We start from the raw sequence: 26,812 nt of genomic DNA, 5'->3' as shown, positions 1-26,812 counted from the left end.
TGGGTGGCCAAGCAATTTAAAAATCTTTCAGTTCCCTTTTCCTCGGGATTCGCTTTGCAACCGCGACATGGATCATCTGTAGTAGACCATGGCTCGATCTTTCAGTTTCCTTTTCCTCGGGATTCGCTTTGCAACTGTCCGTACTCAAACGTCCAGTACACGCCGCAGATGCCTTTCAGTTCCCTTTTCCTCGGGATTCGCTTTGCAACAATATCTCGACAGCGACCAGATCATCGCAGCGCTGTACTTTCAGTTCCCTTTTCCTCGGGATTCGCTTTGCAACAGCCTGTAGGAGGTGTCTATTTTACATAAATCTTTTGCAAGACAGGTCTAAGTTGAGGTGGGTTTTCGCCAGGTGCTCAGATGCAAGTGGGTATATAAACTCTGGCGAAGAGCCCTGGGGCACTTGCATTTTGCGCAGCTCAGCCACAGCGACGCATGAAGTTGTTCTCTGATCCAGATATGCGATTTTTGCGCCGAATGGTGCTCATTCAACCGACAAAGACGTCAGCCTGATGAGGTTTTGTACCTGTATGGGGATGTGCTAAGATCCGTTGAACTCAGCTGTACGTGGCATCACGGGATCTGTTATCTTCTGTGCCAGTGAATACCGATTCCTGAAATTCTATTCGGTGGTTCCAGTGCACGACCTATTCCGTTACCGGAACATATTTATGTAAAATATCAAACTTTGTAGCAAAGGAGGTAAAGCTTTGATGAAGACTATACATAAAAAGCTCGCATTATTGGTCGTAATTTTAATGACCATGTCTCTGCTGCAATGCTGCTCCGCAGATGAGACTGTGCTAAGAATAGGCACACAGGATGTGGTCAAATCTGCCAGCATCCTGGGCGATTCCAACATGGGAGTCTTCGCACATCTCTCCAATCCTCCCCTGATGAAGATGAATCCTGATGGCACTCTCAGCGGTCAGACTGCGAAGAGCTACTCCGTCTCAGATGATGGAAGGACCTGGAGGTTCGAGATAGACGATAACCTCTACTGGAGCGATGGCAAGAAGCTCACCCCAGAGGACGTGAAGTTCACATTTGAGTACATCGCCGAGAAGTACCCACCGGCCGGCTGGATCAAAAATACGGTCGATGAGATATCAGTTGATGGCAACGCCGTTGTCTTCCGGCTCAACAAGCCTTACTCCCGCCTGAACCTCGAGTTCACCACATACAACATACTGCCGAAGCATGTCTGGGAGACGATAGATAAGCCGACTGAACACACTGATGAGGGCGCTATCGTCGGTTGCGGTCCTTTTTTCATCGATAGGACAGACCTCGGGGCTGGTGTGATATACTTCAAGAAAAACCCTTACTGGAAGGGAAGGGAGCCGAAGATCGACTCGATAGAGCTGCACATGTATGAGAACGCTGATGTTCTGTCAATGGCACTCGAGAAGGGAGATGTTGATGCCTACTACAAGTACGCTGGCACCTATCCATATACAGCCATCCAAAAGCTGAAGGATACAGGAAACTTCGATTTCGTCGAGAAGGACAATGTCGGCCTGGTCTTACTGGGATTCAATCTGAACAAGGAGCCGATGTCAGATCTCCAGTTCAGGGAAGCAGTCTCATACGCCATAAACTACACGGAGATCCTCAAGATCGATGCCCTCGGATATGGCTCTGTTCCGAACCGCGGGTTTGTGCCGCCGAGCATGGCTTACTTCAAGGAGACGCCAGCCCTCGAGTACAATCCTGAAAAAGCAAAGGAGATCTTGGACAGAGCGGGCTACAGGGACGGAAACGGCAATGGGATCTTGGAGGATTCAAGCGGCAGTGATATGAAGCTTCTGCTTCTCGCACGCTCGAAGTTCCAGAGGGTTGCAGAGCTCATGAAGGATTACCTCTCAGCTGTCGGCATCGATGTGGAGCTCAAGGTCGTGGACGATGCAACATGGATAAAGCTCAAGGACGAGTACCAGTACGATCTCACCATCACGAGGACAACTCCCTGGGGCATGATGATGCATGCGAACTGGGGGACCGGATACTTCGACTCGCGCCGGACAGGAGAGGGGGTGCTTCACGTCCTGAGCGATCCCGGGTTCCAGAAGCTCTGCGATGACATACTCGCTGCCAGTAGCGAGGAGGAGCTGAAGGATCTGGCGCACAGCGTTCAGGATTACTACGCCGAAAATCTGCCCGGAATAGCGCTCTACTGGAACAAGGTGTTCACACCCTACAACAAGAAATGGACCGGCTGGAGCTCAGACCCGCTGTACGGCATCTACAACCTCGACAACTTCCTGAACGTAGAGAGGATGGCATGAGCGTGTGGGTGGATCGATGGAGGGAGTTCATTCAGAAAACAAGCTACATTCGCCATCTGAAAGAGCGGAACATTTCGAACGACCAGTTTTGGAGGGAGTACGATGTCTACGATGAGATTCTGGGGCTGATGGACTACCCTGGAAAGGTCCTCGAGAGGATCTCCTTCCTCATCCATCCCGGCTCCACCGTTCTCGATATAGGGGCAGGTACAGGCGCCTTCGCCATTCCCCTTTCCAGAACTGCAGGGAAGGTCATCGCTCTGGATCCATCTGAGCACCAGCTGCAGGTTCTGACGAGAAAGGCCAATGGTATCAATAACATCATAACCATATGCGATACGTGGCCGGATGCGGAGATCACGGAGAGGATCGATTACACGCTTGCAGCATACAGCCTCTTCCATGAGGACATATTGGCATTCCTCAGCAGGATGATCGCTATATCGCATTCAGGGGTATTCATAGTGTTCCGTGCTGATCCTCCAGATCCACTAAACGATTTCGCGTATGGACCCAAGCCGCATCTCGATTACAGATGCCTGCAGAGCATTCTGAGGGAGATGGGCCACGACTTCGATATCGAACTGTTCCCCAGGGATTACAGGCTTCCGATCAAATACGTGCTGAAGCAGTACAGGTACTCGGAGAGATCTCCTGATGAGATTGTGGAGTACCTGCGCAGCACAGGCAGGCTTGATGAGGAGATGAAAGTCCGCTTCCAAAGCACCGACGCATTGCTGTACACTCTCAGAGAGGCGGAGAGCTGAGATGAAGCTCGCCAGGTATGCGATCTCGCTCTTTATTATACTCTCGCTGAACTTCGCCATACCGAGGGCGATGCCCGGCGATACCTTGACAAATCTCCTGGGCGAGGATGTGATTCTCAGCGGTGATCTTGTACAGGAGATCAGGAGGGAGATGGGTCTGGATCTGCCCCTGAGAGAGCAGTATCTGATGTACTGGAAGAACCTGATGCACCTAGATTTAGGCTATTCCTACCACTTCCACTCTGCAGTTCTGCCGCTCGTTGTGGAGAGAATGAAATGGACGCTGCTTCTCGCAGCTCCTCCTGTGATCATCGGAGCTCTTCTTGGAACGTTGCTTGGAGCGCTTGCCGGCTGGAGGGAGGGACCCAGCTCGAGATTGCAGACTCTTGTCTTTCTAATCATCTACTCCACTCCTCCGTATTTTCTGGCGCTGATGTCTCTATACATATTTGGTTTTCATCTCGGCTGGGTCCCTATGAAGGGGTTTTACAGCACAGGTTCTGCCTGGAACATAATTCATCATATCATTCTCCCTGTGATCCTGATGAGCCTCTTCTCAGCCTCCAGAAACCACATGATCATGAGGGGCAGCGTGATACAGGAGCGCCAAATGCTGTATGCACTGTATGCGAGAGCCAAGGGGCTGTATGACACCCAGATCCTGTTCAGGCACGTATTCAGAAATGCAGCTCTGCCGATAATAACGCTGATCGCACTGGACTTCGGCTTCATATTCAGCGGGGCGCTGTTCATAGAGATGGTATTCTCGATGCGCGGGATGGGCAACCTCATCTACAGCGCGCTTCTCTACCGGGATTATCCGGTGCTGCAGGGCTCCTTTCTCATAATAACCATAATGGTGATAACAGCGAACATGATCGCGGATGTGCTCTACGGCATTCTCGATCCAAGGGTGAGGAGCCGATGAGATGCGAAGTGCAGGCATCACGCACGAAATTATCATTGCTATCGAATCCAGGAGCTCTGGTATTTCTTGCATTTCTGATGATGGCGTTCTTCGCCCCCCACCTCGCCCCACACGATCCCTGGAAGCGGTATGAGCCTTACCTGGGTCCGAGCTGGGATCATCCTCTTGGAACGAACGACATGGGCAATGACATCCTGTCCGAGATCATATTCGGCTCTAGGGTTTCTCTCGGCGTCGGTCTTGGATCTGCGATCATCGCCACCCTGATAGGCACCATCGTTGGCGCATCTGCCGGCTACTTCAGGGGATGGGTGGATGATATTCTCATGGGTATCACGGACATATTTCTAATGATACCCCAGATACCTCTGGTGATTGTGGTTGCCGCATTCCTGAAGCCGAGTTCTATAACCATAACCCTGATAATGGGCCTGCTCTGGTGGACCTCGCTCGCCAGGATCGTGCGCGCCAGGGTTCTCCAGGTGAGGGAGATGGCATTTGTGGAGGCTGCGAAGGTCACGGGTTTCTCTGATATGCACATAATTCTTACAGATGTTCTCCCAAATACAATTCACGTGATCATGCCCAAGTTCATGCTGACAGTCGCCTCAGCGATGATCGCCGAGGCCTCATTGTCATTTCTGGGGCTTGGGGATCCGAACTCGAAGAGCTGGGGGATGATAATAAACTTCGCGTTCTCCAGGGGTGGTTTCTTAAATGGATGCTGGTGGTGGTACATGCCCCCTGGGATATGCATAACGCTCTCGGTTCTCTCACTTGTGACCATGAGTCTCATGCTTGAGGAGAGGAGGGGCGTGCATGTCGCTTCTCCAGGTGCGTGAACTGTCAGTAAAGTTCGATACACCTGCTGGATCTGTTAAGGCAGCGTCCGGTATCTCCATTATGCTCGAAGAGCATGAGACAGTAGCGATCGTGGGCGAGACCGGATGCGGGAAATCTGTGGTTGCAAATGCCATCCTGAGACTTCTTCCAGAGAATGCTAGGGTCACAGGCAGCGTGATCTACAGGGGGATGGATCTGCTGAAGCTCAGTGAGCGGGAGATCTCCCGCATACGGGGCAGAGAGATCTCGATCATATTCCAGAACCCATCCGCAGCGCTCAACCCTGTCCATCGGATATTGTATCAGGTATCTGAGCCGCTACGTGTTCATCTCAATATCCCAAAACGTCGGGCAATGAATGATGCTGAGAGGCTTCTCCGGGCCCTTGGGCTGAACGGAGCCGGCGGGATGTATCCATTCCAGCTCTCCGGCGGGATGAACCAGCGGGCTATGATCGCATGCTCTTCGATCCTCAGGCCCAGAGTACTGATAGCAGATGAGCCAACCAAGGGTCTGGATCAGAGCATGGTGAATGCTGCGCTTGAGCTGATCGGATCTGTGAGGGACGAAAGCGGTGCGTCTCTTATCATTATAACTCACGATCTCGATGTTGCCCTTTCGAGCTCAGATAGAATCGCTGTGATGTACTGCGGTGAGATCGTGGAGATGGGAAGAACAGAGGATGTGCTGCATAACCCATGGCATCCATACACAAAAGCGCTTTGCGATAGCATGCCGGAGCGCGGGTTCAGGCCCATACCTGGAAACACCCCATCGATGATCGATCCCCCCAAGGGGTGCAGGTTCCATCCAAGGTGCCAGCAGAGGATGAGCATATGCTCACGTGATAGACCTTCTCTCACCACATCATGCGGAAGATCCGTGAGGTGCTGGAGATGTATCTGAGGGCCCAGAACGTGAGCAAGATATACCATGAGGGGCTGCTATTCCGCAGAGAGCGATGCGTGCTCCGCGATGTCACAGTTGAGGTAGGGGAAGGGCAGACTATCGGGCTCTTCGGCCCATCCGGATCTGGAAAGACGACTCTGGCGAGAATACTCGCAGGGCTGGAGCACCCATCGTCCGGTGCAGTGATCTTCAAGGGGAGAGACCTGCGCGATATCATGGGTCATGAGTTCACAGAATTCCGAAGAGCTGTGCAGATGGTGTTCCAGGACCCGGAGTCATCGCTGAACCCCCTGAAGACCATCGAGAGATCGCTCAGGGAGGTACTGGATCTGCTGAAGATACCCGGGGAAGAGCAGGCGGCGATCATAAGAGAGGTTCTGGAGGGGGTGGGTCTGTCTGAGGAGGTGCTCTGTCGCTTTCCGAGGCAGCTCTCTGGCGGGCAGAACCAGAGGATCGCGCTCGCCAGAGCTCTTCTGCTGAATCCGAGGATAATGATACTGGATGAGCCCACAGCATCGCTGGACGTCTCGATCCAGGCACAGATCCTGAATCTGCTGAAGGATATACAGCGTAAAAGGGGCATAGGCTACCTCTACATCTCGCACCATCCTGCTGTGATGAGATTCATGTCGGATCGTGTCTGCGAGCTGCACAACGGCAGGGTTGTCTTCACAGGACCGGTCGAAAAATGGGAGCCGATAAGCAACAGGATCTCTGGGCCGCATGGTTCCCACAGCCTCTGCACGAACTCATGCTCGAATATCCTTGTGAGCTCCGATCGGTAACAGACTGTCAGGGGTCAGAGTGCATCAGGAGTCAGAGTGCACCGGCATAATGCCACCCACTACATCGCATGTATCTGAACTCAATGATCCTCAATGCTGCGCTCATATCACTTCCAAACTGCCCCTCTGCCTGCATCCGGAACGGTATGATCCTGTGGCTCGTAACTCTCATGTTGCCTGAGAGGCGTTCGTGCCTTCTGGAGGAGAATCGTGCCCAGGATCAGCGAGAGTCCAGCAGAGACGATCAAAAACCCTGTAAGGACCTGCTCAATAGTTGGTCTCATTTCAATTCTGAAAATGTTTGCAAGGGCAGGCATCGATAGAACAAAAGCCCCGACGAGCATGAGAAACAGACCGTTGCACAACCTGCGCTCTGTCCGTTTCTCTGGGGATTCCATGATCAGACACCCCTTCTCGAGCAGATACATCCTTCTCCTGTGCTCCAGGTAGTATATGAGCGCCAAAAGAGGTATGCCCTCTGCGACCAGCAAGCCGAGGATCCAGTCGTTCACGATCTCACGTATGTATATCAACAGCTGCGGTATATAATCTTTTTGTAATATGAATTAAAATCTATTATTAATATTAACAGTGTCACTTAATAGAACAAATAAATTTTTATGCATGCTGAATGACATAAGATATAGTAAATGAGTAATAAAATGCTATGGCACGCCTTTATTGCATGCATCGCTCTTCTGAGCGGCGCAGTTAATGCATCAGATCATTGGAACCACACTGGTGGAGAAGAAAGTAGCGCAGCACACGTATATGTATTCAACAGAGACGACGATCGTCTTCGGGTAGCACTGTTCATAGATGGCGAGTTTGTCGATTCCCGGGAGGTCTCATCTGAGAGTGAGGCTGAATTCGGCATCTATAATCTAGAAGGTGAGCACAGTTTCACGATAACCTGGTGGGATGAGGATACGCGCAAGAGCTATGAGACCTCTGTCGTGATGGTTGTGAAGAATGCCACACCAGTGACGCTTTACACAGAGAAGAATGACGCACCAGAGAAGTTCTACCTGACTGTCCTGGTCAAGAACGATAATGAGAGGGATCTAGATGTTTGCCTCTACATTGACGATAAGTTCGAGCGGTGCACAAACGCCAAGAAGAGCTCGATGACCGAGGCCGGCAAGATCAAGCTCGAGAGAGGGATGCACAACATATCAGTGCACTGGAGGGATCCTGAGACTGAGATCGAGTACCGGAAGAGCAGGAGAGTGGATCTGATCAGGGATGACGCTGTTGTGCTATATGCTCCGAAGGGGGTCGCATTCAAGAAGGGTGCAAGCAGCAGAGCTCAGATATCTGATGCTTCTCAGGCGCCTTCCCAGCCCTCTCAGAGCTCCCCGAAAAAAGAAGCTGCCAACAATTTATCCACTAACAGCTCTGAGACCCGCTCTTCGATTACTTCTCCAAAGACCGTTGAGCTCAGCACCCTCAAAACAACCAGGCAGGCCGTTGATAGGGTTGAAGAGTGGCAGAATCGCACTTCAAATGATTTGTACATCTATGCCTTCATCATCGCCCTTGCGGTTTATCTCCTCTTCAGGAGCTAGATCCCTTGCTGCGCTCTTCATCTTTGCCCTTCTATTAATTCCTGCATCAGCGAGCTGGGGTGAGAGCATCCAGGCAGAACTCCAGCCGGGGGAGAGAATTGAAGCTGATGGTTACTCGATAGAACTCTCAGATATCTCTGTCACGCCCGGCAATCCAGCTGTTCTTCTCAGCATTTACCGCAATGGCAGCATATCCTCAACTGTCATGAGTGAGGGGGAGTTTTTCGTCCTGAAGGATGAGCGCAACAGGGAGAGGCTTGGGATCAAGCTAGAGGAGGTCTACAGGGAGAGCTACCTCTCAAATGAATCCCGGGCAATTATTGAGATCAGTATGAGATCGCGACCTGAGATTGTAATCAGCATGGCTTCTGAGAGGAATGTTTACCACATTGGCGATCAGATCAGGGTGGATGTGTTTGTGGAGAACAGAGGGGATGGTGATGCGGAGAACATACACCTGCATCTTGGTCTCAGCGATTTTCGCTCAGATACACCGACCGAACCGCAGAAAGATCCCAGCAAAGATATGCGCGCATCCCTTCTTAGATCGGGGGAGGTGTGGATGGAGAGGTTCAGCCTCATGGCCCCAAGCCTTCCCGAGACAAGGAGTATCGAGCTTGTGGCGACGGCAGAATATCTGGATGCAGACGGCAACCTTTACAGATCTGAATCTGCCCTGCCGCTAACAGTGCTCGGGCCGGTGGAGCTGCACAAGCATGTGCATGATACACAGACCTTCGGCAGGACATACTACGTTATCGATACGGTCAGAAACACGGGAGATGTTCGTCTGAATCTGAGCTTCAGGGATGCTGCTGTAGATGAGTTCCAGTCTGAGAGTGTGACTGAAGAGAGTTTTGAGCTCGCTCCACGTGAGATGAGGATTGTAAGCTACGCTGTGAAGGCCAGGCGCCCTGGTGAGGGTCTGGTTCTGCCACCTGCAAGATGCACCTACTCTATAGCAGGCAGCACCTACACCGTGACCTCTGAGAGCCCGATAGTCGATGTGTTCGGGCCGCTGATCGAGGCGAAACGTTATGTGGGGGATGCACCAGGGGATACGGATGTATTGCAGGTCTGCATGGATGTCAAAAACATCGGCAACCGTTATGCAGGCATACGTGCATACAGCATATTTCCGGAAGGGATCGAGATTTTGAACGGGAGTAACGACCTCAGCTTCGCTCTTGCAGCTGGCGCATCCAGAACCATTTCCTGGTTGGTCCGCTGCCCGAACGGCTCCTGCATGCTTCCACCGGTCGATCTGGTCTACTTCGACTCAGAGAACAATATGTTCCGCTGCGAGGTCTCGCCCCTAAAGCTAGAGAAGAGATCCCCAGAGATCCCGAACATGAGCAGGATCACAGAGAGCACAGTGGTCGACGAACCCATACAGCTGAGGAATTTTGAAGCACATCCCTTCGGATTCGAGATGGTGATCCTCCTGCTGATCTCAGCTCTGATCTGGGTGAGATCTCTCTGATACCGGTTGCATGCGTGTGTTATGCATTTATCGCTGAGCTCAGAAGCATGCAGCAATCCCTAATTTATCTGTCGTTCAGCGTCATCTGATTTCCGGAAGTCTCTTCGGCGATCCAAACCCACGACCTGCATCTTCTGACTCTGCATGCCAGCGAGATCTTTTAAGGCAGGGCCTCACGCATTCTTAATATACCATCCCGTGGTTCTATCTCACATGATAGTATCTGTCTCACGCTCCTCCATCTCAGGAACTGTACGCGCACCGCCATCGAAGAGCTACACGCACAGGGCTGTGCTCATCACAGCCCTCTCTGACTCAGGACGCGTCCACAGGCCGCTCATATCCGCAGACACCCGTGCCACGATATCGGCATGCGAGGCCTTCGGGGCTGAGGTGAAGTTACTGGGAGGTTCTCTCGAGATCCAGGGAGTCTCGGGCAGGCCCAGAACCCCTGAGAACATAATAGATGTTCTGAACTCAGGGACGACGCTCAGGTTCATGTCAGCGGTTGCAGCGCTCACCGATGGCGCGGTCCTAACAGGCGACAGCTCGATACGGAGCAGGCCCAACGGCCCGCTTCTCAAGGCGTTAAACGAGCTGGGCGCTGAGGCTTTCTCCATAAGGGGAAACGATCGCGCTCCTCTGGTCATAAGAGGGCGGCTCAGGGGCGGATCAACATCCCTGGATGGCAGCGTGAGCTCGCAGTTCCTCTCAGCACTCCTGATAGCATGCCCGCTATCCAGCGGCGATACGACGATCTCGATAAAGGGTGAGCTGAAGTCCAGGCCGTATGCTGAGATCACTCTGGACATACTGAGAGAGGCCGGGGCTGAGATACATGCTGATGGAAGTGTTTTCCACATGCATGGAGACCAGAGGTACAGGCTTCAGGAGTACACGGTGCCGGGGGATTTCTCATCTGCATCGTATCCGCTCGCGGCAGCCGCGCTTGCAGGCTCTGCTAGAGTGCAGGGCCTGTTACCCTCAAGGCAGGGCGACTCTGCGATAGTTGCGATTCTCAGAGAGATGGGAGCGGACGTCTCCTGGGATACAGAGAGAGGAGAGGTTAGCGTATCAGCGTCAGATCTGGAAGGCACAGAGATAGATGCGAGCCTGACCCCGGATCTTGTGCCAACGCTTGCTGTTCTTGGAGCGGTGGCCGAGGGGCATACAGTTATAAAAAACGCGGAGCACGTGCGCCACAAGGAGACCGACAGGATCCATGCGATGGCTGTCGAGCTGAAGAAGATGGGCGCAAAGATAGAGGAGAGACCTGATGGCCTGGAGATTGTCGGGGGAGAACTGCATGGAGCAGATCTTCACGGATACCACGACCACAGGATTGTGATGGCACTGACGCTTGCAGGAATCGTTGCAGGCGATACAAGGATCGATACAGCCGAATCTGTAGAGGTATCCTATCCGGGGTTCTTTGATGATATGAGAAGGCTTGGAGTGAATCTGAGCACATCTCCGTGAAATTCTCTGAACTGAGCAGTTTGACGTTAGGTTAAAAACCGCATCTATACCGAGACTGATGTTCTGTGCAATTTGAAAACAGATCGATGCACCCCGTAATCCCGGCCGGATCGCAAGATCCTGACCAAAACTCCCCGGGGCGCAGGGATGGCGGCACATCCTCAGGAGGGAGCTGTTGACTTCGGCGATTCCCTCAGGCGGCGCCTGTAGTAGCTTATCGGGTGCCTGATGCGCCTGCAGAGCTCATCGCCCCCGGGGCAGTTTCCGTATGTGAGCATCGTGGAGCAGGACGGCGGGGTGTATCTAGTCCCTGTAGATCCAGCGATGTGCTCGATCTGGTATCTTGTCATCTCCTCATCAAAGTCTGGGCTGTTGTTGAAAATGCCGATTATCTCCTCGACACTCAGATTTATGTTGAGAAGAAAGCTTGTGAGCGCGAATCTCGCTGTGTGGGCCAGGTTTCTGCCGGCAGCGAGCTGCTCCAGCAGCGATCTCATGCACGGCGGCAGTGCGTCCCTGTCGAACTCGCCGAGCTCCACCATCGCGCTCTGCTTCGACGATTCGAGCTCATCTCTTATGGATTTAATTTGATCCGAGAGGCTCTCGCATATGCCTCCAGCATCGAGCGGAAGCCCCTCCTGTATCCTGTCCTTGATCCTCTCCTCCATCAGGCGGAGCAGCTCTTCGCGGGTGACTGTGAGATAGCCGCGTTCCAGGTTTCTGTTGATCAGCTTCCACTTCTGGCTCCTGAACCTCGCAGCGGATACAACAAAATCCACAAAGTGTACTCTGAAGTTCTCCCCCTCAGAGAGTGGGCTCATCCCCAGGTCCCTGGCGATCTCCAGCACCTCCTCTGTATCGGAGACCCTCAGCCTCCTGTGGGCAAGCTTCGACTCAGCCAGGACATAGCGCCTCAGAAGATAATCGTCATCGATGCAGGAGACGATCAGCCTGGCGAGAGGATATGACAGGAGCTCGACGTTCTGCTTCACGCTGTCTGATGTGTCCGCTTCCGGTATCTCTCCCTGGAGCGCTCCGCGGACACGCTCGAGCGCCCTGCGCCTCACAGGCTGAAACGCCCTGCTCCTGAGCACGTCCTCAAGGGGCGCATCTATATGCCTGATATCCTGTGCTGCTGCATGTGTGAATGGGTACCAGAACGTCCTCATTCCTGCTCTATTCTGGGCGCCAGGAGGTAGCTGACATAGACCTCGTTCAGCCTGAAGCTGATCCGCAGCGGATAATCGATGCCTATCTCAAGCTTCACCTCAGGTGCCTTTCCTATGGATTTGCTCATGTCGGAGAGGTAATCCAGCGAGAACAGAGATCTTGCCTCCCCAGGCTTCATGTCGAGAAGCTCGGAGCTCGGCATCGTGAGCTTCAGCGCGTCTATGTCGCCCTTCGCCTCCATGTAGAAGACGTCATCTTTAACACCAAGCACCACATGATCACTCACCTTCTCCGCAGCCTTGATAGCCCTTCTGAACTCCGCACCGGGGATCGTCACATGCGCTGGGAGATCGAGCTCGGGAATCCTGGGCTCCTTACGTATCGCGCTCGGATCTATCAGGCTCAGTGTGTATGACAGAGATCCGACGCCTATCCTGAGCTTCCTCTCATCCTCCAGGAGCTCGAGCCTCACACGCTCTCCCCTGTCAGCCATGCTCAGCAGATCGCTCAGACGCACGAGATCGACCCCGATCTCCCCAGGGGTTGCCTGATAGAACTCGAATGCGGATGCATCGATCCTGAGTGAGACCATTGCGACATTCGCCGGATCGACCGCCTTGAGCTCGAGACCTTTCTCAGATATCGTAAACTTGACCTCATCGACCAAGGAAGATACTGCCTCGATCGCATCCCGCAGGGTTTCTGCATCAATAACTGCCTTCAGCATCCTAGCGCCTCCAGAAAAGAAAGTATCTAGTATTTAATATAGTTTTCCATGTGATCCATCATTCAGTCATACTCTCTCCAGGTATTCCCGCACTTTGTGCATCTGAAGAAGCGGACCTCAGACTCGTCAGCGGCTCTCAGCTGTCTGAGCCACCAGTAGGCAGTATCGTTCCCGCACTCAGGGCATTTCGCTTTTGTTGTCGGCAGGCCTGCAGACTCCTGCTCAAGCACGGGCACAGACCTCTCGAGCTTGTTTGTCACCGAGACGATCGGGTTGTTCGAGCTCTTCGGTATCCTCATACCGCACTTTCTGCATACCATCATCCCCTCCCTGGGGATCATCATGCTCTTACACGCAGGGCAGAACTCCATCGCCAGCTGGTCGACCCGTGCTATATTAAAGGTTGCGATGGCTGAGGTAATTGTGTCCGAAACACAACCAAGCAGTCAAGGGCGGTTGTGTGCTCGAATAGCTGAACCGCTGTGGGAACACCGTGCGCAATGCATGATCCATCCACAGAATCGCATGAATCTGAACTGATTGATAAAAGTACACGGCCACATGAGCAGGCGGGAGATCCTACATCCAGTGAGGAATTCACGCCTTGACGAAAGATGATATATACATGCCGCCGACGGTATTATGGGATGGCCGATATGCCGCTCAGCAGCCGGGCGATGTGTATCGTTTTGCTGATCGTGCTGAGCATCGGCCATTCGTCGGCAGATGATGTCAATGATCTGTGGCTGCTGATCTCCAGCTATGAGGATATCGGCATAACAGTACAGGATCTCGCGTTCTTTCTCGTCTCCCATGGATACGACGCGACCCCTGAGCGTTCATATGTAACTGTCAAGCTGCCGAGCGGCAAGAGTGTTTACCTCACTCCCAACGGAGGCGCGCCGAGACTGGCAGATCTCTGGATGGAGCCGCCCAAGAGCACAGGGATCATGCAGGTGATACCCATCGCGGAGATCCAGAAGGACAGATCTTACAACATAACAACAAACCAGGAGTTCATCAAATCTGTGAGCAGGCTTACGATGTTTCCTGTAACCCCTCTGGGCATGTGCTACGACGGCTCCCAGAAGCTGGCAAATCTTTATACAGAGTTCGGGTACAACATAAAATATATGTACGACCCGAGCGGGTTTGAGAACCAGGGACATCTGTGGATAATCGTCGAAGATCCTGATAACAGCGACAGGTGGCTTGCAGTCGACAGCTACTACGGCGTTGTTACGGACAGCAACTACTACAAGGCGCCGTACAGCTTCCCCGACATAAAGTATCTCGATTCTCTGAATCCAAAGTGGAGGTATGCGTGATTTGAGAGTATCACAACTCTGCCCCAAGCGGCCAAATGCATTCCTCGCCCAGGAGGTATTATGAGCCCAGGTTATAAAATGATAATAATTTTTACGATTTTAATGAGTACTGCATGTGCACTGGATATCTGCGATCGATCGGATCTCCGCTTATCCGACATGCGCGGCCGGGATCTCAGCGGTGCGCATCTCAACCAGTCAGACCTGACGGGCGCGGATCTCAGGGGCGCGAACCTGAGTGGAGCCTATCTGAGATCCGCATGGCTTGTCAACGCAAACCTCGAGGGGGCGTCGCTGGCAGGCGCTGACCTGAGCATGGCGGATCTCAGCGGTGCGAACCTCAACGGCTCGGATCTCTCCAGGGCGAAGCTCAGGAACGCGCGGCTCAGCGGCGCAACTCTTGTCAATGCAAATCTGACAATGGCAGACTGCACGGAGGCCATGATGGATGATGTCTCTCTGACGGATGCAGAGATGACGAGCACTAGGTTCTTCCGCACGGATCTGACAGGCGCGGTCTTCTCCGGTGCGTCGCTGAGCCATGCGAACTTCGTCGGCGCACATCTTAGCTGGGCTGACCTGAGCAATGGCAGGTTCAAGGAGAGCCAGTTCTCCAGGGCCGAGCTCTACGGAGCGAATCTGACAGGCACAGATCTCAGCGGCTCAGACTTCACGCGATCATACATGATGAGGGCAAGAATGGCTGGCGCAAATCTGAGGGGGGCCAGCCTGGATTATGCAGACCTGACTGAGGCAGATATGAGGGACTCGGACCTGAGCAGCTGCAGGATGCGCTATGCTGATCTCAGCGGGGCGAACCTGGCAGGCGCGGACGTCTCAGAGGTGGTGCTTGATTCTGTGAAGACGACTGGAGTTAACCTGAGCGGCGCGAACCTGTACAAGACATCGCTGTTCAACCTGGATCTGAGGGACATCGATATGCGTGGAGTGCAGATAAAGAAGGCAAAGATGGACACGGTCTTCCTCACAAACTCAAACCTCGCAGGTGCGGTGCTGAACGATGTGACGATGCACATGGTCGAGATGACCAACGTGGATCTGAGCGGTGCAAGCCTGCGGAACATCGAGTACGATGAGTTCACGCTGAGATCGCTCAAAAAGGCGAATCTCGATCGCGCCACAATGGACGACCGCCTGAAGTCCGACCTGAGCGGGTGAGATCATGAGGTTTATAGTCCTCATACTGCTCGCTATATCTGCCAGTGCTGCAGATATCGATGTTCGGCCCACGGGATCTTTAGCAGATGCGCTCGGTTCCGCATCAGATGGAGACACAATTTACCTCCAGCCAGGAACATACCGCGAGAGCCTGATCGTAAACAAAACGGTGACCATCAGAGGGCCAGAAAATGCGATAATTGAGCCTCCGGGAGGCATCACCATACTTGCAGATGGCGTGGTTCTGAGCGGTATCACCATCCGAGGTTCCGGAATAACCATCGAGTCAAATGGCAGCAGGATCGAGGGCTGCAACGTGAGCTTGTGCAACGGATCTGGCGTGGTGATAAAAGGTGCCGGCAACACCATCATTAACAGCAGCATAACCAGAAACAGCTTTGCAGGCATCGAGATCCTGGGCAGCAACAGCACAGTGAAGTGGAACAGAATCAGCGCAAACGATGATTGTGGAATCATAGTGTACGGTGATGGTAATGTAGTAGAGAGCAATGCGCTTCTCGAGAACGTCCATGACGGAATGGAGGTGGAGGGCTCCAGCAACATGATCTCAGGTAACAACATCTCGATGACCCGTGGCGCAGGGATAGAGCTGCTGAACATGTCCAGCGGGAATATGATAGAGGGCAATACCATCTATGGCAGTGAAGAGTGCGGCATAGAGGTCATAGAGTCATACGAAAATAACATCTCCGGGAACAGCCTCATTGGAAACGGTTTTGGGATAAAAACAGAGCGTGCAACAAACAACCTGATATCCGGCAATAGAGTACAGGGCAGCGTGGAGGACGGCATAATCATCTCAGATGAGAGCAGCTGTAACACAGTTCATAAGAACAACGCAAGCCAGAACCATGGGGCGGGCGTGAGGATAGAGGGATCAAAGGATAACATGGTGATCGGAAACACTGTGCACAGCAACGCGGTGGGCATAGACATATCCCGCTCTGAAAACAATACCATCCGTGGCAACCGTGTGGTGATGAATGGTGTGGGCATTCATCTGGACATCTACAGCACGGACAACACGCTCTACCACAACGCTATGATCGATAACAGGCAGAGCGCATTGGATGGCTCGGTGCACTACGGGAGGAACATCTGGGACAACGGCAGCGAGGGCAACTACTACAGCGATCACGTCTGCCAGGAGTTATGCGGTGCGTATGAAATACCTAGCGGCGAGGAGATAAACAGCATGGACAGATTCCCGCTGAGCTCCTGGGATGAAGGGTTCATGTATGTGAGGTTCGTGTGGCCTATCCCCGGATGCGTGCCTGCATACGCTAAGGGCCTGGCCATATGAGAACCCTTCTGCTCATCTCTTTCTGTACCTCTGAGTTGCAATTATCTCTCCAAGCCTTCCCAGATATGTGCCGTCGAGAAGGTATATCATGGAACGGCTCAGATCAACCAGCTTCATGATCGGCCCCTTCTCATCGTTCATCTCGTTCAGGGGCAGGCTGCCGCAGAGCGGGTTGAAGGCAGGCATGACCACGATCTCTTTTCCGTGCTCGTTCGAGAATGCCCTGACCCAAACCCGCTCGCTCCTCGATGCCCCCAGGGGATCCACGAGCCTGATCGATGGGTGAAGGTGAGCGGTGACGAGGCTTTTAGCTGAGAGCACCTCGGGGCCTGGCCAGGTGTGGCCGTGGAAGTAGCCGATTCCATCGATCACCGTGCCCTCAGGCTCGCACACCTCTGCTCCTCCCGCAAGATCCCGCAGACCTGTATCGTGATTTCCCGGGACCACGGTGACCTCCAAGATCTGGGATAGCGCGTTGAGAAAATCCGGCACCTCGACCCGCTCCTGCCAGCTCGTTCTGGGAACGTTGTGCTTCAGGTCGCCGAGCACGACCAGCCTGTCTGGCTCATGTGCTTTCATCAGGGCTAAAAGATGGTTGAGCAGCTTTCCGGTCTGGCTCGGAACGTTCGCACCTCCGAGCCAAAGCTCGTACTCGATGCCAAGATGAACATCTGCGACCACCATAACCCTGTGTCTGCCCTCTGCAATGAGGACAGCCTCTCCTGCGACCGGGAGAAACCTCACACGAACCCACCCATATGCTCTGGACCTCTGCTGTGTAGCATACACCTCAGGGCTACAGGCAGGGATCGAAGGCCGGCTCAGAGGCGATCGATCTGATGAGCTCTGAGGCAGCCTCCTCTCCATCTCCATGCACATGCAGCCACACGCTGCCCTCCGCCCCGCAGACGCCGCCAGCTGCCATGATCTCAGCCTCTGCGCCTGTGAGCATGCGTATCGCATCGATCTCAGTTATTATCTCACCGGGCACTGGAAGAAGGCGCAGGCCTTTCGATCCAGGCGCGTTCAGCCTTCGCGAGAGATCCATTAGATCCGCATCGACGCGCTTCTCGAGGCCCACGGGTATCATAAGCCCGACCCTTCGACCAACTGCGGCCTGGAGCGCGGCAACAATCGTTCCTCCCCTCGGATGCCCGACGAGGACCGCGGCCTGCCTGCGTTTGAGGTCGAGAGCGTTCGCGCCTTTTATTATCACATCACCCTCTGAGAGACCATCGACAACATCAAAGAGCGTCAGACCCCTCCTCCATTCCCCTCCTGTTATGACCACATCCCCCGGGAAGCTGCGTTCATCTGGAATCCGGCCCGTCTCCGTGGTCTCCTTCCAGGGAGGAAGCGTGATGCCCCTGAAGAATCTCTGCCTCGTGAATCCATCCCTCTGGCCGATGTGATCAAGCAGCTCCTCTGCCACGTAACCGTTCGTGGTTCCTGCGACGATAACCAAAGTGCCGGATCGCATCGCCTCGCGGACCGCGGGATGCGCAGCAACCGCCCTGGCGATCAGACGTTTTCCAGCCGCCGGCGTTACGACAAACTGGCCCATGATCTCAGATAGGCATCCTGCTGAAAAAAGTTCCCTCAGGTTGAAGTGTCATGTCAGCGTTCGCCAAAGCGGTGCTGCGCATCTATGCCACAGCCGCGTTGAAGGGCAGCCCCAGAGTGTGGGCAAACCGCCTTGGCAGATCATGAGTGCTGTTCGGTCGTGTGCTCAGATCATTGAACCAGCAGCATGTGGCATCGCATGATTTTAATCTGTTGTGCCTGTGGATGCCGATTCCTGTATTTCAATTCAGTGATTCAAGTACGTGACTCGTTGTTCTAGATGCGTCCCGTCTCAACTCACTCGAAGTCGGCCTCTATCTCCTTCGGTGCCAGCAGGAGCTCCTTGAAGATGAGAATCTCTATCACCTGGGCCACATAGCGCCTCTGCTGGAAGCGCAGGATGTCCTCATGCATCCTGAGCTCGCTGTCTATCTGCACCCTGAGCAGTGCCATGCGCAGCTCCTCCTTCTCGGGATCGCTGAGCGTGTTTCTCAGCGTGCAGAACTCCCTGAGCAGCTCCGGAAGCCTCATCGGGTTCTGAAGCACCTTTGCGAGCAGGAGTATGTAGTCCTTTACGTTCTCTGGATTTCTCTCGCCTGTGAGAAGCTCAAGCTCTGAGATCCTGTAGACCGCTCCATCTATGCTGATGATCTCCTCGTTCAAGCCATATCACCCTGCGGATTCCATGCGTCTTTTGATGATGCCCTCGCAGATCCTGAGATCCTCAGGTGTATTTATGTTGATCGCGAGCTCGATCCTGCTCATGATGAGGTGGAAATCCTCCTGCTCCTCTGAGATCCTCGAGCCCGTGAGAATGTTCACGCCTGCCGGCACTATGAGCTGGCCCATGTAGTTGAAGATCACGTCAGGCCTTCTTCCGAGAGATCTGTGCAGGCTCAGTGGAGTGTGGACGGAAAGAGCGGGCTCTGGCCTGGATTCATACACACCAATCACCTCTCTTACGATCTCCTCTGTGATTAGAGGGAGATCTGCCATAATCACCATGACAGGTCCGGATATCCCCGATCTCTCCACAGCCTCTATCATATCTGGAATGTAGCCTGACCCCGAGGTATCCACAACCTCCAGATTTTTCTCCAGAGACCATACTCTTGTCTCGGGTGTTGCACTGGTGGTGGCCACAATTATCCTCTCCACCGATGGTCTGAGAGCCGATACGACATAATCGATCAGCGGTCTTCCGTAGAGCCGGACCATCGGCTTCTCGCCCATCCCGAGCCGGGTGCCCCTGCCACCGGCCATCAAAACACAGTCCAGCCCCTCACCCCCAGCACGAGTGCTGAGCACAGCGCTACAGCCCTGCCGATCTCATTCGATGCGCCTATGCCATCACCAGATCCTCCGCCGAAGTTTCTCCTGGAGACACGCGCCAGATAGAGCGCTGATATTATGGAGAAGATCAGCATGATCAGCCCGGCTGTCTTCAATATCAAAGCGGATGCAGTTGAGGAGATGATCAGCGCTATGATGAACTCCCTCTTTCCCGTCCTGTCTATCATGATCTGGCCCAGGCCTGAATGAAACGGCTCTGTGAATGCCGCAAACGCCAGCATTGACTGCTTTGCTGATATCTCAGAGACGACAAGGGCGGCTGGCAGAACCGCATTATCCATGGATCTGATCGCGGAGAAGAGCGCGAGGAGGGTTACTATCACGAACACAGCCCCTCCAGATCCGAGGTTCACGTCCTTCATCGCCCTGATCTTCTTCTCGGTGCTCCCGTGCGCGGTCACACCATCGCCGAAGTCTGCGAGGCCGTCTATGTGATTTATGCCGCAGACCCAGTATATCGCGATCAGGATGCAGATCGCGGTGATATCCCCGGGCAGAAAGAGGCCGAGAAGATATGCCACGGCTGCGAAGATCAGGCCGAGTGCCATTCCAATTACAGGAAAGACATATACATGCCTCATCAGTGCCTCGATCCCCTCCATGGATATCCCCACAGGTATCGTGGAGAGAAATCCGAAGCCCGATCTCATCGCGAAGAGCAGATCCCTCAGCTGAATCCCGCCCTGGTGTACATGTTCGAGGAGACGCCACCGATGAGACCGCCGATCACATCGTCCATGAACGGCCCGAGCCTTGCGAGGATCCCGGGCTTTGCCCTGTCGTATCTGACATACTCGAACGTCCCCTTGTACCCGCCGATGTACTTCGCTATGCTCATCCCCAGCACCTCATCTGCTATGAGATATGTGAGATCCCTCTCGTAGTCCTCTCCTCTCAGGTTCGGGAGCATCCTCATCCTCCCCCTCTCCTCCAGAAGAACCCCCGCGTATATGAGAAGGGCAAGGTTCGGATCCGAGAGCGCTATCTGCAGCTCTCTCCGGAACACAGCATCCGCCTTCTCGCGGGTCTCGACGCCCGGATGCGGGACGTAAAGCTCCAGAGCGGTCGCGACTATATCGTCAACTGTTATACCTTCCTCCCTGAGAACATCCACGATATCCCTCATAATACCTCCTGCTGCAGGGTGGCGAGAACTCCAGCCGTCCCTAAGAACAGCTGCGCCAGGCAGCACCTTTCGCCATGCATCCCTCAAAGCTGCAGACTCATGCATCTATTCGTTATGCTTTCTCAGACACTAAAATCCAGGATTTCCATCTTTCGGCCGGTGATGCTGAGTTACAAGATGCTTCCAGACCGCGAAATTTGAGCTTGAAGAGAAAACGCTCAGCGCGCAGAAGGAGTTCAAATGAGACCCGAACATCGGTTGTGTGCTCTGATCACCGACCCCAGCAGCAAGTGGCACTGCATGATTTGTGATCTGATGTGCTAGTGGGTGCTGACTCCGGAAATTCCATTCAGTGATTCAGGCACAGACCCGAACATCAAAGTCAGGGAATCCTCTCCTCGAATCCGCCATCTCTTATCGCATTTCTGAGCGCAACTCCGAGAGCCCTCATCGATGAGACTATCTTCTCTCTGTCATCGCCGCCATCTGTGATAACGTGAAGCGTGAACGACCCGCTGTATGCCATCGATCTCATGAAGTGCTCAAGATTCTCCAGAGCCATTCCGCCGATGTTCTTCGCGGAGAGGTTCAGATTCGCTTTAAATCCAGTAGAGCCGAAGCTCACTGCAGCAAGAGCCGTGCAGTCCCCGTAAGGAACCACTGCGCTGCCGGTGCCGCTCTTCACTGCTGAAAGGCATCTCCCAAGGGTTATCCCGACATCTTCGACGAGATGGTGATCTCCTGTAGCATCGCCTCTGGCTTTGATCCTGATATCGAAACTGCCAGATGCTGCTAGTATCCTGAGCATGTCATCAAGAAGCTCGACGCCTGTGGAGACCTCGGCCTCCCCTTTGCCATGGAGATCGATGCGAGCATCCACGTCCGTCTCGAGTGTGGTTCGGCGTGCTGATAGCGTCATAGCTTCTCTATGCATACCTCCCCATCAAACCCGATGATCTCTGCACCATCGTTTGTTCCGTGGATCTCAAGCCCGTCCATCTCCTCAGCCCCGCAGAGCACATCCTGCTCCGGATGGGTTCCGGGCTGTATTCTGCAGCTCACACGCGTCCTCCGTCCCACTGATACGACAACCTTGAGCCTGGGGGACGCCGGATGGCCCTTCGGGAGCACTATGAGCGGGGAGCCGAGCTCGCGGATGTGGAATATCGTGCACCTCAACCCCCGCTCAACCGTCCCGCCGGTGCCGAATGATGATGCGACTATCAGATCGTCCGGATCTGTGAATAAGACGATCTCCTCCTGCTCGGTCTCAAGAAAGAAATGCCTGCCAAGCGTTCTGGCCAGTGCGAGCGTTCCTGTGCTGCCACGGAGGTACGCTATCTCATCATCTGCGATACTGATCCTCATCTCTCGAGCTTCACGTTTCTGGATTTGCATGAGGGGCACATCGGCCTTTTGCCCATACCCTTGAACTTGTTCCCGCAGTCCAGGCATATGTAATCCTTCGCGGAAATACCCTCCTCTATCGCGCCGAGATCCGGACCGCCTCCAACTGTGCACATTCGATCTCACCTCCAGGGATCTGTTTGCTGCAAACATATTTAACTTGCGGGAGTGGAGATAAGGGGGTCTCCTTGTTCAGGGAAGCCACATCTGGGGAGTCCTGGCCTGGAGACCTCAGTGGTTCTTCGACGATGTACGGAAGTCATGCTTTTAGTGATGTTCACGACCTGCAGAGCTCCTCCAGAACCGCCCTGATGCGCTCCCTGAACTCTTCGAGGGGGCAGTCGTTGCATATTCTCATCTCCGCTGCAGCTATCGCCTCGCCCATCCCCCAGCCGAGCTCCCGGGCATCGCGCCTCTCCATCGCTTCAGAGATGTTCTCACAGTTACTGTCATCAGGCCTGCCCCTGGATGCGATTCTCCTCATCCTCTGATCCGGAGGGGCGAATATCTCGATGAGATGAAACCGATCCGCCACCGATCTGAAGTGCTCCACCTCTGCAACGCTCCTTATTCCATCGACCACGATCGTCTCATCCCTGCTCACACCCTCGAGGCACCTTTTAGCGATCGCATCCTCCCCCTCTGATCTCCTGAGATCATCCCCGACCATCCCGTGGTTCGCATCCGTCGGCTCCAGTCCTCTTCTTCTGGCCTCCGCCCTTATCACGTCACCCATAACCACGACCCTGATGCCCATCTCCCGCGCCACATCAGATGCCACGCTCTTTCCGGAGCCGGGCATTCCCACGAACCCGATGATCCTCAAGGAACGCTCCTCCTCACGGATCTGATCCTTACGTTAAACTTTAACGGTTGCGCAAGCCTCCTGAGATTCTCCTCGGACACGGGCTCGAACCCGCCGCGCGGAGGGATCCCCTGCTGCAGGACGACCGATATGAGGGAGCGGGGCTTGAGGCGCTGCAGAAGATCAAAGATCTCATTCAGCTCATCCTCTGAGGGCATCCCTGGGAAGACCGTGATCCTTATCTCGAAGGGTGTGTCGTGCTGCATTATCACATCCATGCTCCGGAGAACCCGCGGGAGAGCGTCTATGACCCCTGTGGCCCTCAGATACGCATCCTCTCTAGGAGCTGCCTTGATGTCGAGAAAGACCATGCCAAGATATCCCTCTGATATCAGGGCCTCCAGTGCCTCCGGATGGTAACCGTTCGTCTCAACCCCCAGATCTAGGCCGCGTGCTGTTACATGCCGTGCGATCGCAAGGGCTGCCTCACCCTGCGCGAGCGGCTCACCCCCCGAGAGAACGACAGAGTCGATGCCCAGAGAGCCGCTGAACTCATGGAGTATGCTCTGGCCTGAACCCCTTCTCGGAAACAAACGCTCCATCAGCTCTGAGATATCCACAGGTGTCCAGCCGCTCTGGAGCTCCGCATTCTGGCAGAACGGGCATCTGAATGAACACCCTCTCAGAAAGATCACTGCGGAGACCCTTCCGGGCCAGTCGACCGTGGAGAGTGGAACGATGCCGCCGAGGTTCACCATCATCGCCATCTGGATCCTAGCGTTGATATTTCTCCGACACCTGCAGCCTGGTTGATGACTCTGGATCTCCTGAAGTTATCGCTCTTGCGCCTATCCTCGTAGCAGACTGCAAATACAGCCCCATCCAGCCCCTCACAGAAGCTTTCTGCACTCGACCTTCATGCAGCGGCCCACCACAACGTTGAATCCCTCATCTGCGAGCTCCCTTGCCACTCTCATGTCCTCTGTCCCTGGCTGGAACCAGACGGTCCTGCAGCCCTTCGCCCTGATCTCCTCCGCCACATCACGGGCCGCAGACGGCCTCCTGAAGACATCCACTATGTCTATGTCCACCGGCACATCTCTGAGTGATGCATAGACGCGCTCCCCGAGGATCTCCTCTCCCGCATGGTCCGGGTTGACGAAGAACATCCTGAAGCCGTAAGTCCTTACCACAAGCGATACGAAAAAGCTGGGTTTGCGGGGATCTGTGGATGCGCCCAGGACCGCCACGGTCCTGGACCCCTTCAGCACCTTTTCCAGTTCCTCATCACCCCTCAGAATGGGCACGGATCACACCCGCCTCACAACAGGGCACGTCACGCTCTTCCAGCCCGCCAGGCCTCCGAGAACAACAGCTATGTTTCTCCATCCATGCCTCTTCAGGAACGATGCCGCCACCATGGAGCGCATGCCACTGCCGCAGAATATGTAGACCGCTTTCTCCCTCGGCACCTCCTCCATCCTGCCGGGCAGCTGTGTGACGTGGATGTGATGCGCCCCACTAATTCTCTCTCCTGACACCTCCTCATCCGATCTCACATCCAGTATCCATGCCTGGCCGCCCTGGTCCAGATGCCTGCATAGCTCCTGGACTGTCACGGTTCTTACAGAGCTGCTCTCCAGTCCTGACATATGCCAGGCCAGCATTCCTCCCCCAAGGTATCCGGAGATATCATCGTAGCCCATTCGCATGAGGATTCTAGTGGCCCTGTCGATCTCATCGCCCACCAGGATCACCGGCTTATCGTAAGAGAGATACCATCCTGCGAGTGCGGAGAGCCCATCCATCCATATGAACTGCGATGCCGGTATGTGGGCACCGCCATAAGCCACCTCAGATCTGGTATCGAGAATCACACACTCATCGAGCGCGTCTGCGACCTCCTCCGGGGAGAGTGGAGGTACCGCGCGTCTCCTGAGCCTGTAACCATTTATGTTCAGCTCCTCCATCCGCCTGAAGTACGGGGGCCTCTCTAGCTCAGCAGCAGCACTTTTGACGAACTCGTCTCTGCTCCCTGCCCTCAGCTTCGGGTTGTGGAGACGCTCCAACCCTATCGTAGTCCATGGGCGGTCGGTTATCGCAGACCCGCACACAGAGCCCGGACCGTGCGCCGGACACAGCAGCACTCCATCACCCAGAGGTAGTATCCTCTGGAAGATGCTCTCGTAGAGCATGCCAGCGAGCTCCTCAGCGCGGTCCATCCCGAGGAGATCAACCCGCCCGACATCTCCTGCGAAGAGCGCGTCTCCGGTGAAGACCGCGTGCGGAACTCCGGATCGATCTTTAAGGACATAGGACATCGAGCCGAGCGTGTGTCCTGGCGCTGATATCGCCTCGATCTGCCAGGAGCCTATCATCCATACCTGCCCATCTCTGGCGGGCGCGCCGTACCTGTAATCGAGCTCAGGATCCGCGTGCCAGATGGATGCTCCCGTCAGGGCGGAGAGCTCCACAGAGCCTATTACGTAGTCCTCATTCCTGTGCGTCTCCAGGATGTCTGTTATGCGCATGCTGTTTCTGGAGGCGATCTCAACATACACGTCGCAGTCCAGCCTCGGATCTATGACAACCGCGCTTCCGCGGTCACCCACGATGTACGAGTAATGCGCCAGACCCTCGGAGACGATCCTCTCAAAGAGCACGATCTCACCTCGGATTGGGGCCTGTGACCGTCGGGTTCTCTGGGTAGGAGGACCACTCTGTGAAGGATCCCTCGTAGATTCTCACATCTGGATGTCCGAGATAGTATCTGAAAAAGAGATACTCGTTTGTGGCCTCTCTGCCTGTTCCGCAGTATACGATTATCCTCTTGCCCTCGAGGTCGAAGCCGCTCACCAGAGACCGCAGCTCCTCATCATCTCTGAGAAGGCGGCTGTTCTTCTCTGTCATCAGCCGCCTCCATGGGAGGCTGTGTGCGCCGGGAATGTGCCCGGGCTTGATCCACACGGCCTGGCCCTCATACGATGGCGTCGGCCTCGCATCGAATATTATAACATCATCCCTCCCCATCATGCTCTTGAGCTCCTCCATCTCCACGAAGTGCTCACGCCTTATCTCCGCTCTGAATCCGCTCTCCTGGGCGTCAGGAAATTCCTTCGTCAGCTTCCGGCCGGACTCCATCCATCCCTCTATTCCGCCATCGAGGATGTGCACCATGCGGTGGCCGAAGCGCACGAGCGCGTACGCGACCATCGTCTGCTCCAGGCCATCGCCCAGCCCTGCGGTGCATTTGCTGTAAACGCCTGGGCCGCTGTAGACAACCACCGGCATATCTCCAGATATCCCAATGCTTCTGAACACAGCCTCTATCGACTCTGCAGGCACGAAGCTGGCAGGCTGCCTTCTGCGTGCAGCCCTGAGGAGGCCCTCGTTCATGTAAACAGCCCCTGGAATGTGGCCCATTATGTAGTCGTGCACATTCGGCTGAGCATCAATTATTCGCACATCATCCATGTTTTCGTCCAGCCACTCCGGAGATACCCATCTGACCTCGCTCTTTGAGGGATACGGATACTCTCTCATGGAACTCAAACCCCACTCTGCAACAGAACAGCAGCATAGTTTTTTACAGGATTCTATTTCAATGTATCGCGGGCCGATTTGCTGGTGTTCGGTCCTGAAAACTTTGACAACAACCGAACCTTACGGTTCAGCTTCACTGCAGTGTTACGATTTCTCGCAAAGGACGATTGGGTGTATAAATTCTGGATTTTGCTCATACACACAGCAACCTGGAGGCCATGCACGCTGGATGAT

Annotated in this window: 30 protein-coding genes; 12 read left to right on the top strand and 18 right to left on the bottom strand. The window is 54.4% G+C overall.

The genetic code is table 11. From position 1 onward, the window contains the following. The first annotated feature begins 803 nt into the window (after positions 1 to 803). From QFX31_RS06635 to QFX31_RS06610, 6 genes are read left to right on the top strand one after another with little or no spacing between them, the layout of a single operon-like run. The gene (locus QFX31_RS06635) at positions 804 to 2,291 is read left to right on the top strand and encodes an ABC transporter substrate-binding protein (protein WP_348531329.1); all 1,488 of its coding nucleotides are present in this window, start codon (positions 804 to 806) and stop codon (positions 2,289 to 2,291) included. Next, positions 2,288 to 3,058: a class I SAM-dependent methyltransferase gene (locus QFX31_RS06630; protein WP_348531328.1), complete on the top strand. Its 771-nt coding sequence runs from the start codon at positions 2,288 to 2,290 to the stop codon at positions 3,056 to 3,058. Before QFX31_RS06635 ends, QFX31_RS06630 begins: the two co-directional genes overlap by 4 nt. A gap of 1 nt (position 3,059) precedes the next feature. Further along, a complete protein-coding gene (locus QFX31_RS06625; RefSeq protein WP_348531327.1) occupies positions 3,060 to 3,986 on the top strand; it encodes an ABC transporter permease in 927 nt (308 codons plus the stop codon). Beyond that, on the top strand, positions 3,983 to 4,828 hold the full coding sequence (locus QFX31_RS06620; protein WP_348531326.1) for an ABC transporter permease: 846 nt from the start codon (positions 3,983 to 3,985) through the stop codon (positions 4,826 to 4,828). Before QFX31_RS06625 ends, QFX31_RS06620 begins: the two co-directional genes overlap by 4 nt. Beyond that, positions 4,806 to 5,735, top strand: a complete 930-nt coding sequence (locus QFX31_RS06615; RefSeq protein ID WP_348531325.1) for an ABC transporter ATP-binding protein — start codon at positions 4,806 to 4,808, stop codon at positions 5,733 to 5,735. The genes QFX31_RS06620 and QFX31_RS06615 overlap by 23 nt, the downstream gene beginning before the upstream one ends. Further along, entirely contained in the window at positions 5,699 to 6,523 is an 825-nt protein-coding gene (locus tag QFX31_RS06610) for a dipeptide/oligopeptide/nickel ABC transporter ATP-binding protein (RefSeq protein WP_348531324.1), read from the top strand. The genes QFX31_RS06615 and QFX31_RS06610 overlap by 37 nt, the downstream gene beginning before the upstream one ends. A gap of 107 nt (positions 6,524 to 6,630) precedes the next feature. On the opposite strand, the gene QFX31_RS06605 is transcribed toward QFX31_RS06610, so the two are convergent. Next, positions 6,631 to 7,056, bottom strand: a complete 426-nt coding sequence (locus tag QFX31_RS06605; RefSeq protein WP_348531323.1) for a hypothetical protein — start codon at positions 7,054 to 7,056, stop codon at positions 6,631 to 6,633. 117 nt (positions 7,057 to 7,173) lie between these two features. Between QFX31_RS06605 and QFX31_RS06600 the strand changes: the two genes are divergently transcribed. From QFX31_RS06600 to aroA, 3 genes are all read left to right on the top strand, one after another. Beyond that, on the top strand, positions 7,174 to 8,091 hold the full coding sequence (locus tag QFX31_RS06600) for a hypothetical protein (RefSeq protein WP_348531322.1): 918 nt from the start codon (positions 7,174 to 7,176) through the stop codon (positions 8,089 to 8,091). Then, positions 8,063 to 9,574, top strand: coding sequence for a hypothetical protein (locus QFX31_RS06595; protein ID WP_348531321.1), 1,512 nt, complete (start codon positions 8,063 to 8,065; stop codon positions 9,572 to 9,574). The genes QFX31_RS06600 and QFX31_RS06595 overlap by 29 nt, the downstream gene beginning before the upstream one ends. 213 nt (positions 9,575 to 9,787) lie before the next feature. Next, the gene (gene aroA, locus QFX31_RS06590) at positions 9,788 to 11,053 is read left to right on the top strand and encodes a 3-phosphoshikimate 1-carboxyvinyltransferase (RefSeq protein ID WP_348531320.1); all 1,266 of its coding nucleotides are present in this window, start codon (positions 9,788 to 9,790) and stop codon (positions 11,051 to 11,053) included. A 161-nt stretch (positions 11,054 to 11,214) separates the two neighbouring features. Here aroA and priL read toward each other — a convergent pair whose 3' ends face one another. From priL to QFX31_RS06575, 3 genes are all read right to left on the bottom strand, one after another. Then, positions 11,215 to 12,222, bottom strand: coding sequence for a DNA primase regulatory subunit PriL (gene priL / locus QFX31_RS06585; RefSeq protein ID WP_348531319.1), 1,008 nt, complete (start codon positions 12,220 to 12,222; stop codon positions 11,215 to 11,217). Next, the gene (locus tag QFX31_RS06580) at positions 12,219 to 12,950 is read right to left on the bottom strand and encodes a DNA polymerase sliding clamp (protein WP_348531318.1); all 732 of its coding nucleotides are present in this window, start codon (positions 12,948 to 12,950) and stop codon (positions 12,219 to 12,221) included. Before QFX31_RS06580 ends, priL begins: the two co-directional genes overlap by 4 nt. Before the next feature lie 62 nt (positions 12,951 to 13,012). After that, entirely contained in the window at positions 13,013 to 13,321 is a 309-nt protein-coding gene (locus tag QFX31_RS06575; protein ID WP_348531317.1) for a transcription factor S, read from the bottom strand. Between the two features lie 276 nt (positions 13,322 to 13,597). On the opposite strand from QFX31_RS06575, the gene QFX31_RS06570 reads away from it, so the two are divergent. From QFX31_RS06570 to QFX31_RS06560, 3 genes are all read left to right on the top strand, one after another. Beyond that, positions 13,598 to 14,278: a hypothetical protein gene (locus QFX31_RS06570; RefSeq protein ID WP_348531316.1), complete on the top strand. Its 681-nt coding sequence runs from the start codon at positions 13,598 to 13,600 to the stop codon at positions 14,276 to 14,278. 102 nt (positions 14,279 to 14,380) lie between these two features. Then, on the top strand, positions 14,381 to 15,457 hold the full coding sequence (locus QFX31_RS06565) for a pentapeptide repeat-containing protein (RefSeq protein ID WP_348531315.1): 1,077 nt from the start codon (positions 14,381 to 14,383) through the stop codon (positions 15,455 to 15,457). Between the two features lie 4 nt (positions 15,458 to 15,461). Next, on the top strand, positions 15,462 to 16,781 hold the full coding sequence (locus QFX31_RS06560) for a right-handed parallel beta-helix repeat-containing protein (RefSeq protein WP_348531314.1): 1,320 nt from the start codon (positions 15,462 to 15,464) through the stop codon (positions 16,779 to 16,781). A gap of 12 nt (positions 16,782 to 16,793) precedes the next feature. On the opposite strand, the gene QFX31_RS06555 is transcribed toward QFX31_RS06560, so the two are convergent. The 14 genes from QFX31_RS06555 to QFX31_RS06490 all read right to left on the bottom strand — a co-directional run bounded on the left by QFX31_RS06555 (position 16,794) and on the right by QFX31_RS06490 (position 26,578). Then, positions 16,794 to 17,525 (bottom strand): metallophosphoesterase, encoded by a 732-nt coding sequence (locus QFX31_RS06555; protein ID WP_348531313.1) that lies wholly within the window; start codon positions 17,523 to 17,525, stop codon positions 16,794 to 16,796. Positions 17,526 to 17,577: 52 nt separating this feature from the next. Continuing rightward, entirely contained in the window at positions 17,578 to 18,345 is a 768-nt protein-coding gene (locus tag QFX31_RS06550; RefSeq protein ID WP_348531312.1) for a hypothetical protein, read from the bottom strand. 296 nt (positions 18,346 to 18,641) lie between these two features. Next, positions 18,642 to 19,007, bottom strand: a complete 366-nt coding sequence (locus QFX31_RS06545; protein ID WP_348531311.1) for a hypothetical protein — start codon at positions 19,005 to 19,007, stop codon at positions 18,642 to 18,644. Between the two features lie 6 nt (positions 19,008 to 19,013). After that, complete coding sequence (locus QFX31_RS06540) at positions 19,014 to 19,607, bottom strand: NTP transferase domain-containing protein (RefSeq protein ID WP_348531310.1); 594 nt, start codon at positions 19,605 to 19,607, stop codon at positions 19,014 to 19,016. Further along, entirely contained in the window at positions 19,607 to 20,347 is a 741-nt protein-coding gene (gene cobS, locus QFX31_RS06535; RefSeq protein WP_348531309.1) for an adenosylcobinamide-GDP ribazoletransferase, read from the bottom strand. Before cobS ends, QFX31_RS06540 begins: the two co-directional genes overlap by 1 nt. Before the next feature lie 17 nt (positions 20,348 to 20,364). Then, positions 20,365 to 20,823, bottom strand: a complete 459-nt coding sequence (gene cobZ, locus QFX31_RS06530) for an alpha-ribazole phosphatase CobZ (RefSeq protein WP_348531308.1) — start codon at positions 20,821 to 20,823, stop codon at positions 20,365 to 20,367. Positions 20,824 to 21,205: 382 nt separating this feature from the next. Continuing rightward, the gene (locus QFX31_RS06525) at positions 21,206 to 21,757 is read right to left on the bottom strand and encodes an imidazoleglycerol-phosphate dehydratase (protein ID WP_348531307.1); all 552 of its coding nucleotides are present in this window, start codon (positions 21,755 to 21,757) and stop codon (positions 21,206 to 21,208) included. Then, positions 21,739 to 22,191: a hypothetical protein gene (locus QFX31_RS06520; RefSeq protein WP_348531306.1), complete on the bottom strand. Its 453-nt coding sequence runs from the start codon at positions 22,189 to 22,191 to the stop codon at positions 21,739 to 21,741. The genes QFX31_RS06525 and QFX31_RS06520 overlap by 19 nt, the downstream gene beginning before the upstream one ends. Beyond that, positions 22,188 to 22,346, bottom strand: a complete 159-nt coding sequence (locus tag QFX31_RS06515; RefSeq protein ID WP_348531305.1) for a hypothetical protein — start codon at positions 22,344 to 22,346, stop codon at positions 22,188 to 22,190. Before QFX31_RS06515 ends, QFX31_RS06520 begins: the two co-directional genes overlap by 4 nt. Positions 22,347 to 22,507: 161 nt before the next feature. Next, positions 22,508 to 23,056, bottom strand: coding sequence for an AAA family ATPase (locus QFX31_RS06510; protein ID WP_348531304.1), 549 nt, complete (start codon positions 23,054 to 23,056; stop codon positions 22,508 to 22,510). After that, the gene (locus QFX31_RS06505; protein ID WP_348531303.1) at positions 23,053 to 23,802 is read right to left on the bottom strand and encodes an anaerobic ribonucleoside-triphosphate reductase activating protein; all 750 of its coding nucleotides are present in this window, start codon (positions 23,800 to 23,802) and stop codon (positions 23,053 to 23,055) included. The genes QFX31_RS06510 and QFX31_RS06505 overlap by 4 nt, the downstream gene beginning before the upstream one ends. A 123-nt stretch (positions 23,803 to 23,925) precedes the next feature. Continuing rightward, the gene (locus QFX31_RS06500; RefSeq protein ID WP_348531302.1) at positions 23,926 to 24,342 is read right to left on the bottom strand and encodes a CoA-binding protein; all 417 of its coding nucleotides are present in this window, start codon (positions 24,340 to 24,342) and stop codon (positions 23,926 to 23,928) included. Positions 24,343 to 24,345: 3 nt separating this feature from the next. Next, the gene (locus QFX31_RS06495; protein WP_348531301.1) at positions 24,346 to 25,698 is read right to left on the bottom strand and encodes an MBL fold metallo-hydrolase; all 1,353 of its coding nucleotides are present in this window, start codon (positions 25,696 to 25,698) and stop codon (positions 24,346 to 24,348) included. Positions 25,699 to 25,702: 4 nt separating this feature from the next. After that, positions 25,703 to 26,578 carry a sulfurtransferase gene (locus QFX31_RS06490; protein WP_348531333.1) on the bottom strand — a complete coding sequence of 292 codons (876 nt, stop codon included), beginning with the start codon at positions 26,576 to 26,578 and terminating at the stop codon, positions 25,703 to 25,705. Positions 26,579 to 26,812 lie beyond the last annotated feature (234 nt).

Origin of the sequence: Methanothrix sp., from assembly GCF_030055635.1 — an archaeon.
Taxonomy (GTDB): domain Archaea; phylum Halobacteriota; class Methanosarcinia; order Methanotrichales; family Methanotrichaceae; genus Methanothrix_B.
This window is presented reverse-complemented; position numbering and strand designations above follow the sequence as displayed.

What these genes read in the sequence shown, in the direction of transcription:
- QFX31_RS06550 (WP_348531312.1), bottom strand. Translation starts at nt 18,345, where the DNA reads ATGGGCCAGTTTGTCGTAACGCCGGCGGCTGGAAAACGTCTGATCGCC.
- QFX31_RS06525 (WP_348531307.1), bottom strand. Translation starts at nt 21,757, where the DNA reads ATGCATAGAGAAGCTATGACGCTATCAGCACGCCGAACCACACTCGAG.
- QFX31_RS06575 (WP_348531317.1), bottom strand. Translation starts at nt 13,321, where the DNA reads ATGGAGTTCTGCCCTGCGTGTAAGAGCATGATGATCCCCAGGGAGGGG.
- cobS (WP_348531309.1), bottom strand. Translation starts at nt 20,347, where the DNA reads ATGAGATCGGGCTTCGGATTTCTCTCCACGATACCTGTGGGGATATCC.
- QFX31_RS06540 (WP_348531310.1), bottom strand. Translation starts at nt 19,607, where the DNA reads ATGGCCGGTGGCAGGGGCACCCGGCTCGGGATGGGCGAGAAGCCGATG.
- QFX31_RS06570 (WP_348531316.1), top strand. Translation starts at nt 13,598, where the DNA reads ATGGCCGATATGCCGCTCAGCAGCCGGGCGATGTGTATCGTTTTGCTG.
- QFX31_RS06600 (WP_348531322.1), top strand. Translation starts at nt 7,174, where the DNA reads ATGAGTAATAAAATGCTATGGCACGCCTTTATTGCATGCATCGCTCTT.
- QFX31_RS06620 (WP_348531326.1), top strand. Translation starts at nt 3,983, where the DNA reads ATGAGATGCGAAGTGCAGGCATCACGCACGAAATTATCATTGCTATCG.
- aroA (WP_348531320.1), top strand. Translation starts at nt 9,788, where the DNA reads ATGATAGTATCTGTCTCACGCTCCTCCATCTCAGGAACTGTACGCGCA.
- QFX31_RS06490 (WP_348531333.1), bottom strand. Translation starts at nt 26,578, where the DNA reads ATGAGAGAGTATCCGTATCCCTCAAAGAGCGAGGTCAGATGGGTATCT.
- QFX31_RS06520 (WP_348531306.1), bottom strand. Translation starts at nt 22,191, where the DNA reads ATGAGGATCAGTATCGCAGATGATGAGATAGCGTACCTCCGTGGCAGC.
- QFX31_RS06610 (WP_348531324.1), top strand. Translation starts at nt 5,699, where the DNA reads ATGCGGAAGATCCGTGAGGTGCTGGAGATGTATCTGAGGGCCCAGAAC.
- QFX31_RS06560 (WP_348531314.1), top strand. Translation starts at nt 15,462, where the DNA reads ATGAGGTTTATAGTCCTCATACTGCTCGCTATATCTGCCAGTGCTGCA.
- QFX31_RS06515 (WP_348531305.1), bottom strand. Translation starts at nt 22,346, where the DNA reads ATGTGCACAGTTGGAGGCGGTCCGGATCTCGGCGCGATAGAGGAGGGT.
- QFX31_RS06630 (WP_348531328.1), top strand. Translation starts at nt 2,288, where the DNA reads ATGAGCGTGTGGGTGGATCGATGGAGGGAGTTCATTCAGAAAACAAGC.
- QFX31_RS06625 (WP_348531327.1), top strand. Translation starts at nt 3,060, where the DNA reads ATGAAGCTCGCCAGGTATGCGATCTCGCTCTTTATTATACTCTCGCTG.
- QFX31_RS06615 (WP_348531325.1), top strand. Translation starts at nt 4,806, where the DNA reads ATGTCGCTTCTCCAGGTGCGTGAACTGTCAGTAAAGTTCGATACACCT.
- cobZ (WP_348531308.1), bottom strand. Translation starts at nt 20,823, where the DNA reads ATGAGGGATATCGTGGATGTTCTCAGGGAGGAAGGTATAACAGTTGAC.
- priL (WP_348531319.1), bottom strand. Translation starts at nt 12,222, where the DNA reads ATGAGGACGTTCTGGTACCCATTCACACATGCAGCAGCACAGGATATC.
- QFX31_RS06580 (WP_348531318.1), bottom strand. Translation starts at nt 12,950, where the DNA reads ATGCTGAAGGCAGTTATTGATGCAGAAACCCTGCGGGATGCGATCGAG.
- QFX31_RS06565 (WP_348531315.1), top strand. Translation starts at nt 14,381, where the DNA reads ATGAGTACTGCATGTGCACTGGATATCTGCGATCGATCGGATCTCCGC.
- QFX31_RS06505 (WP_348531303.1), bottom strand. Translation starts at nt 23,802, where the DNA reads ATGGCGATGATGGTGAACCTCGGCGGCATCGTTCCACTCTCCACGGTC.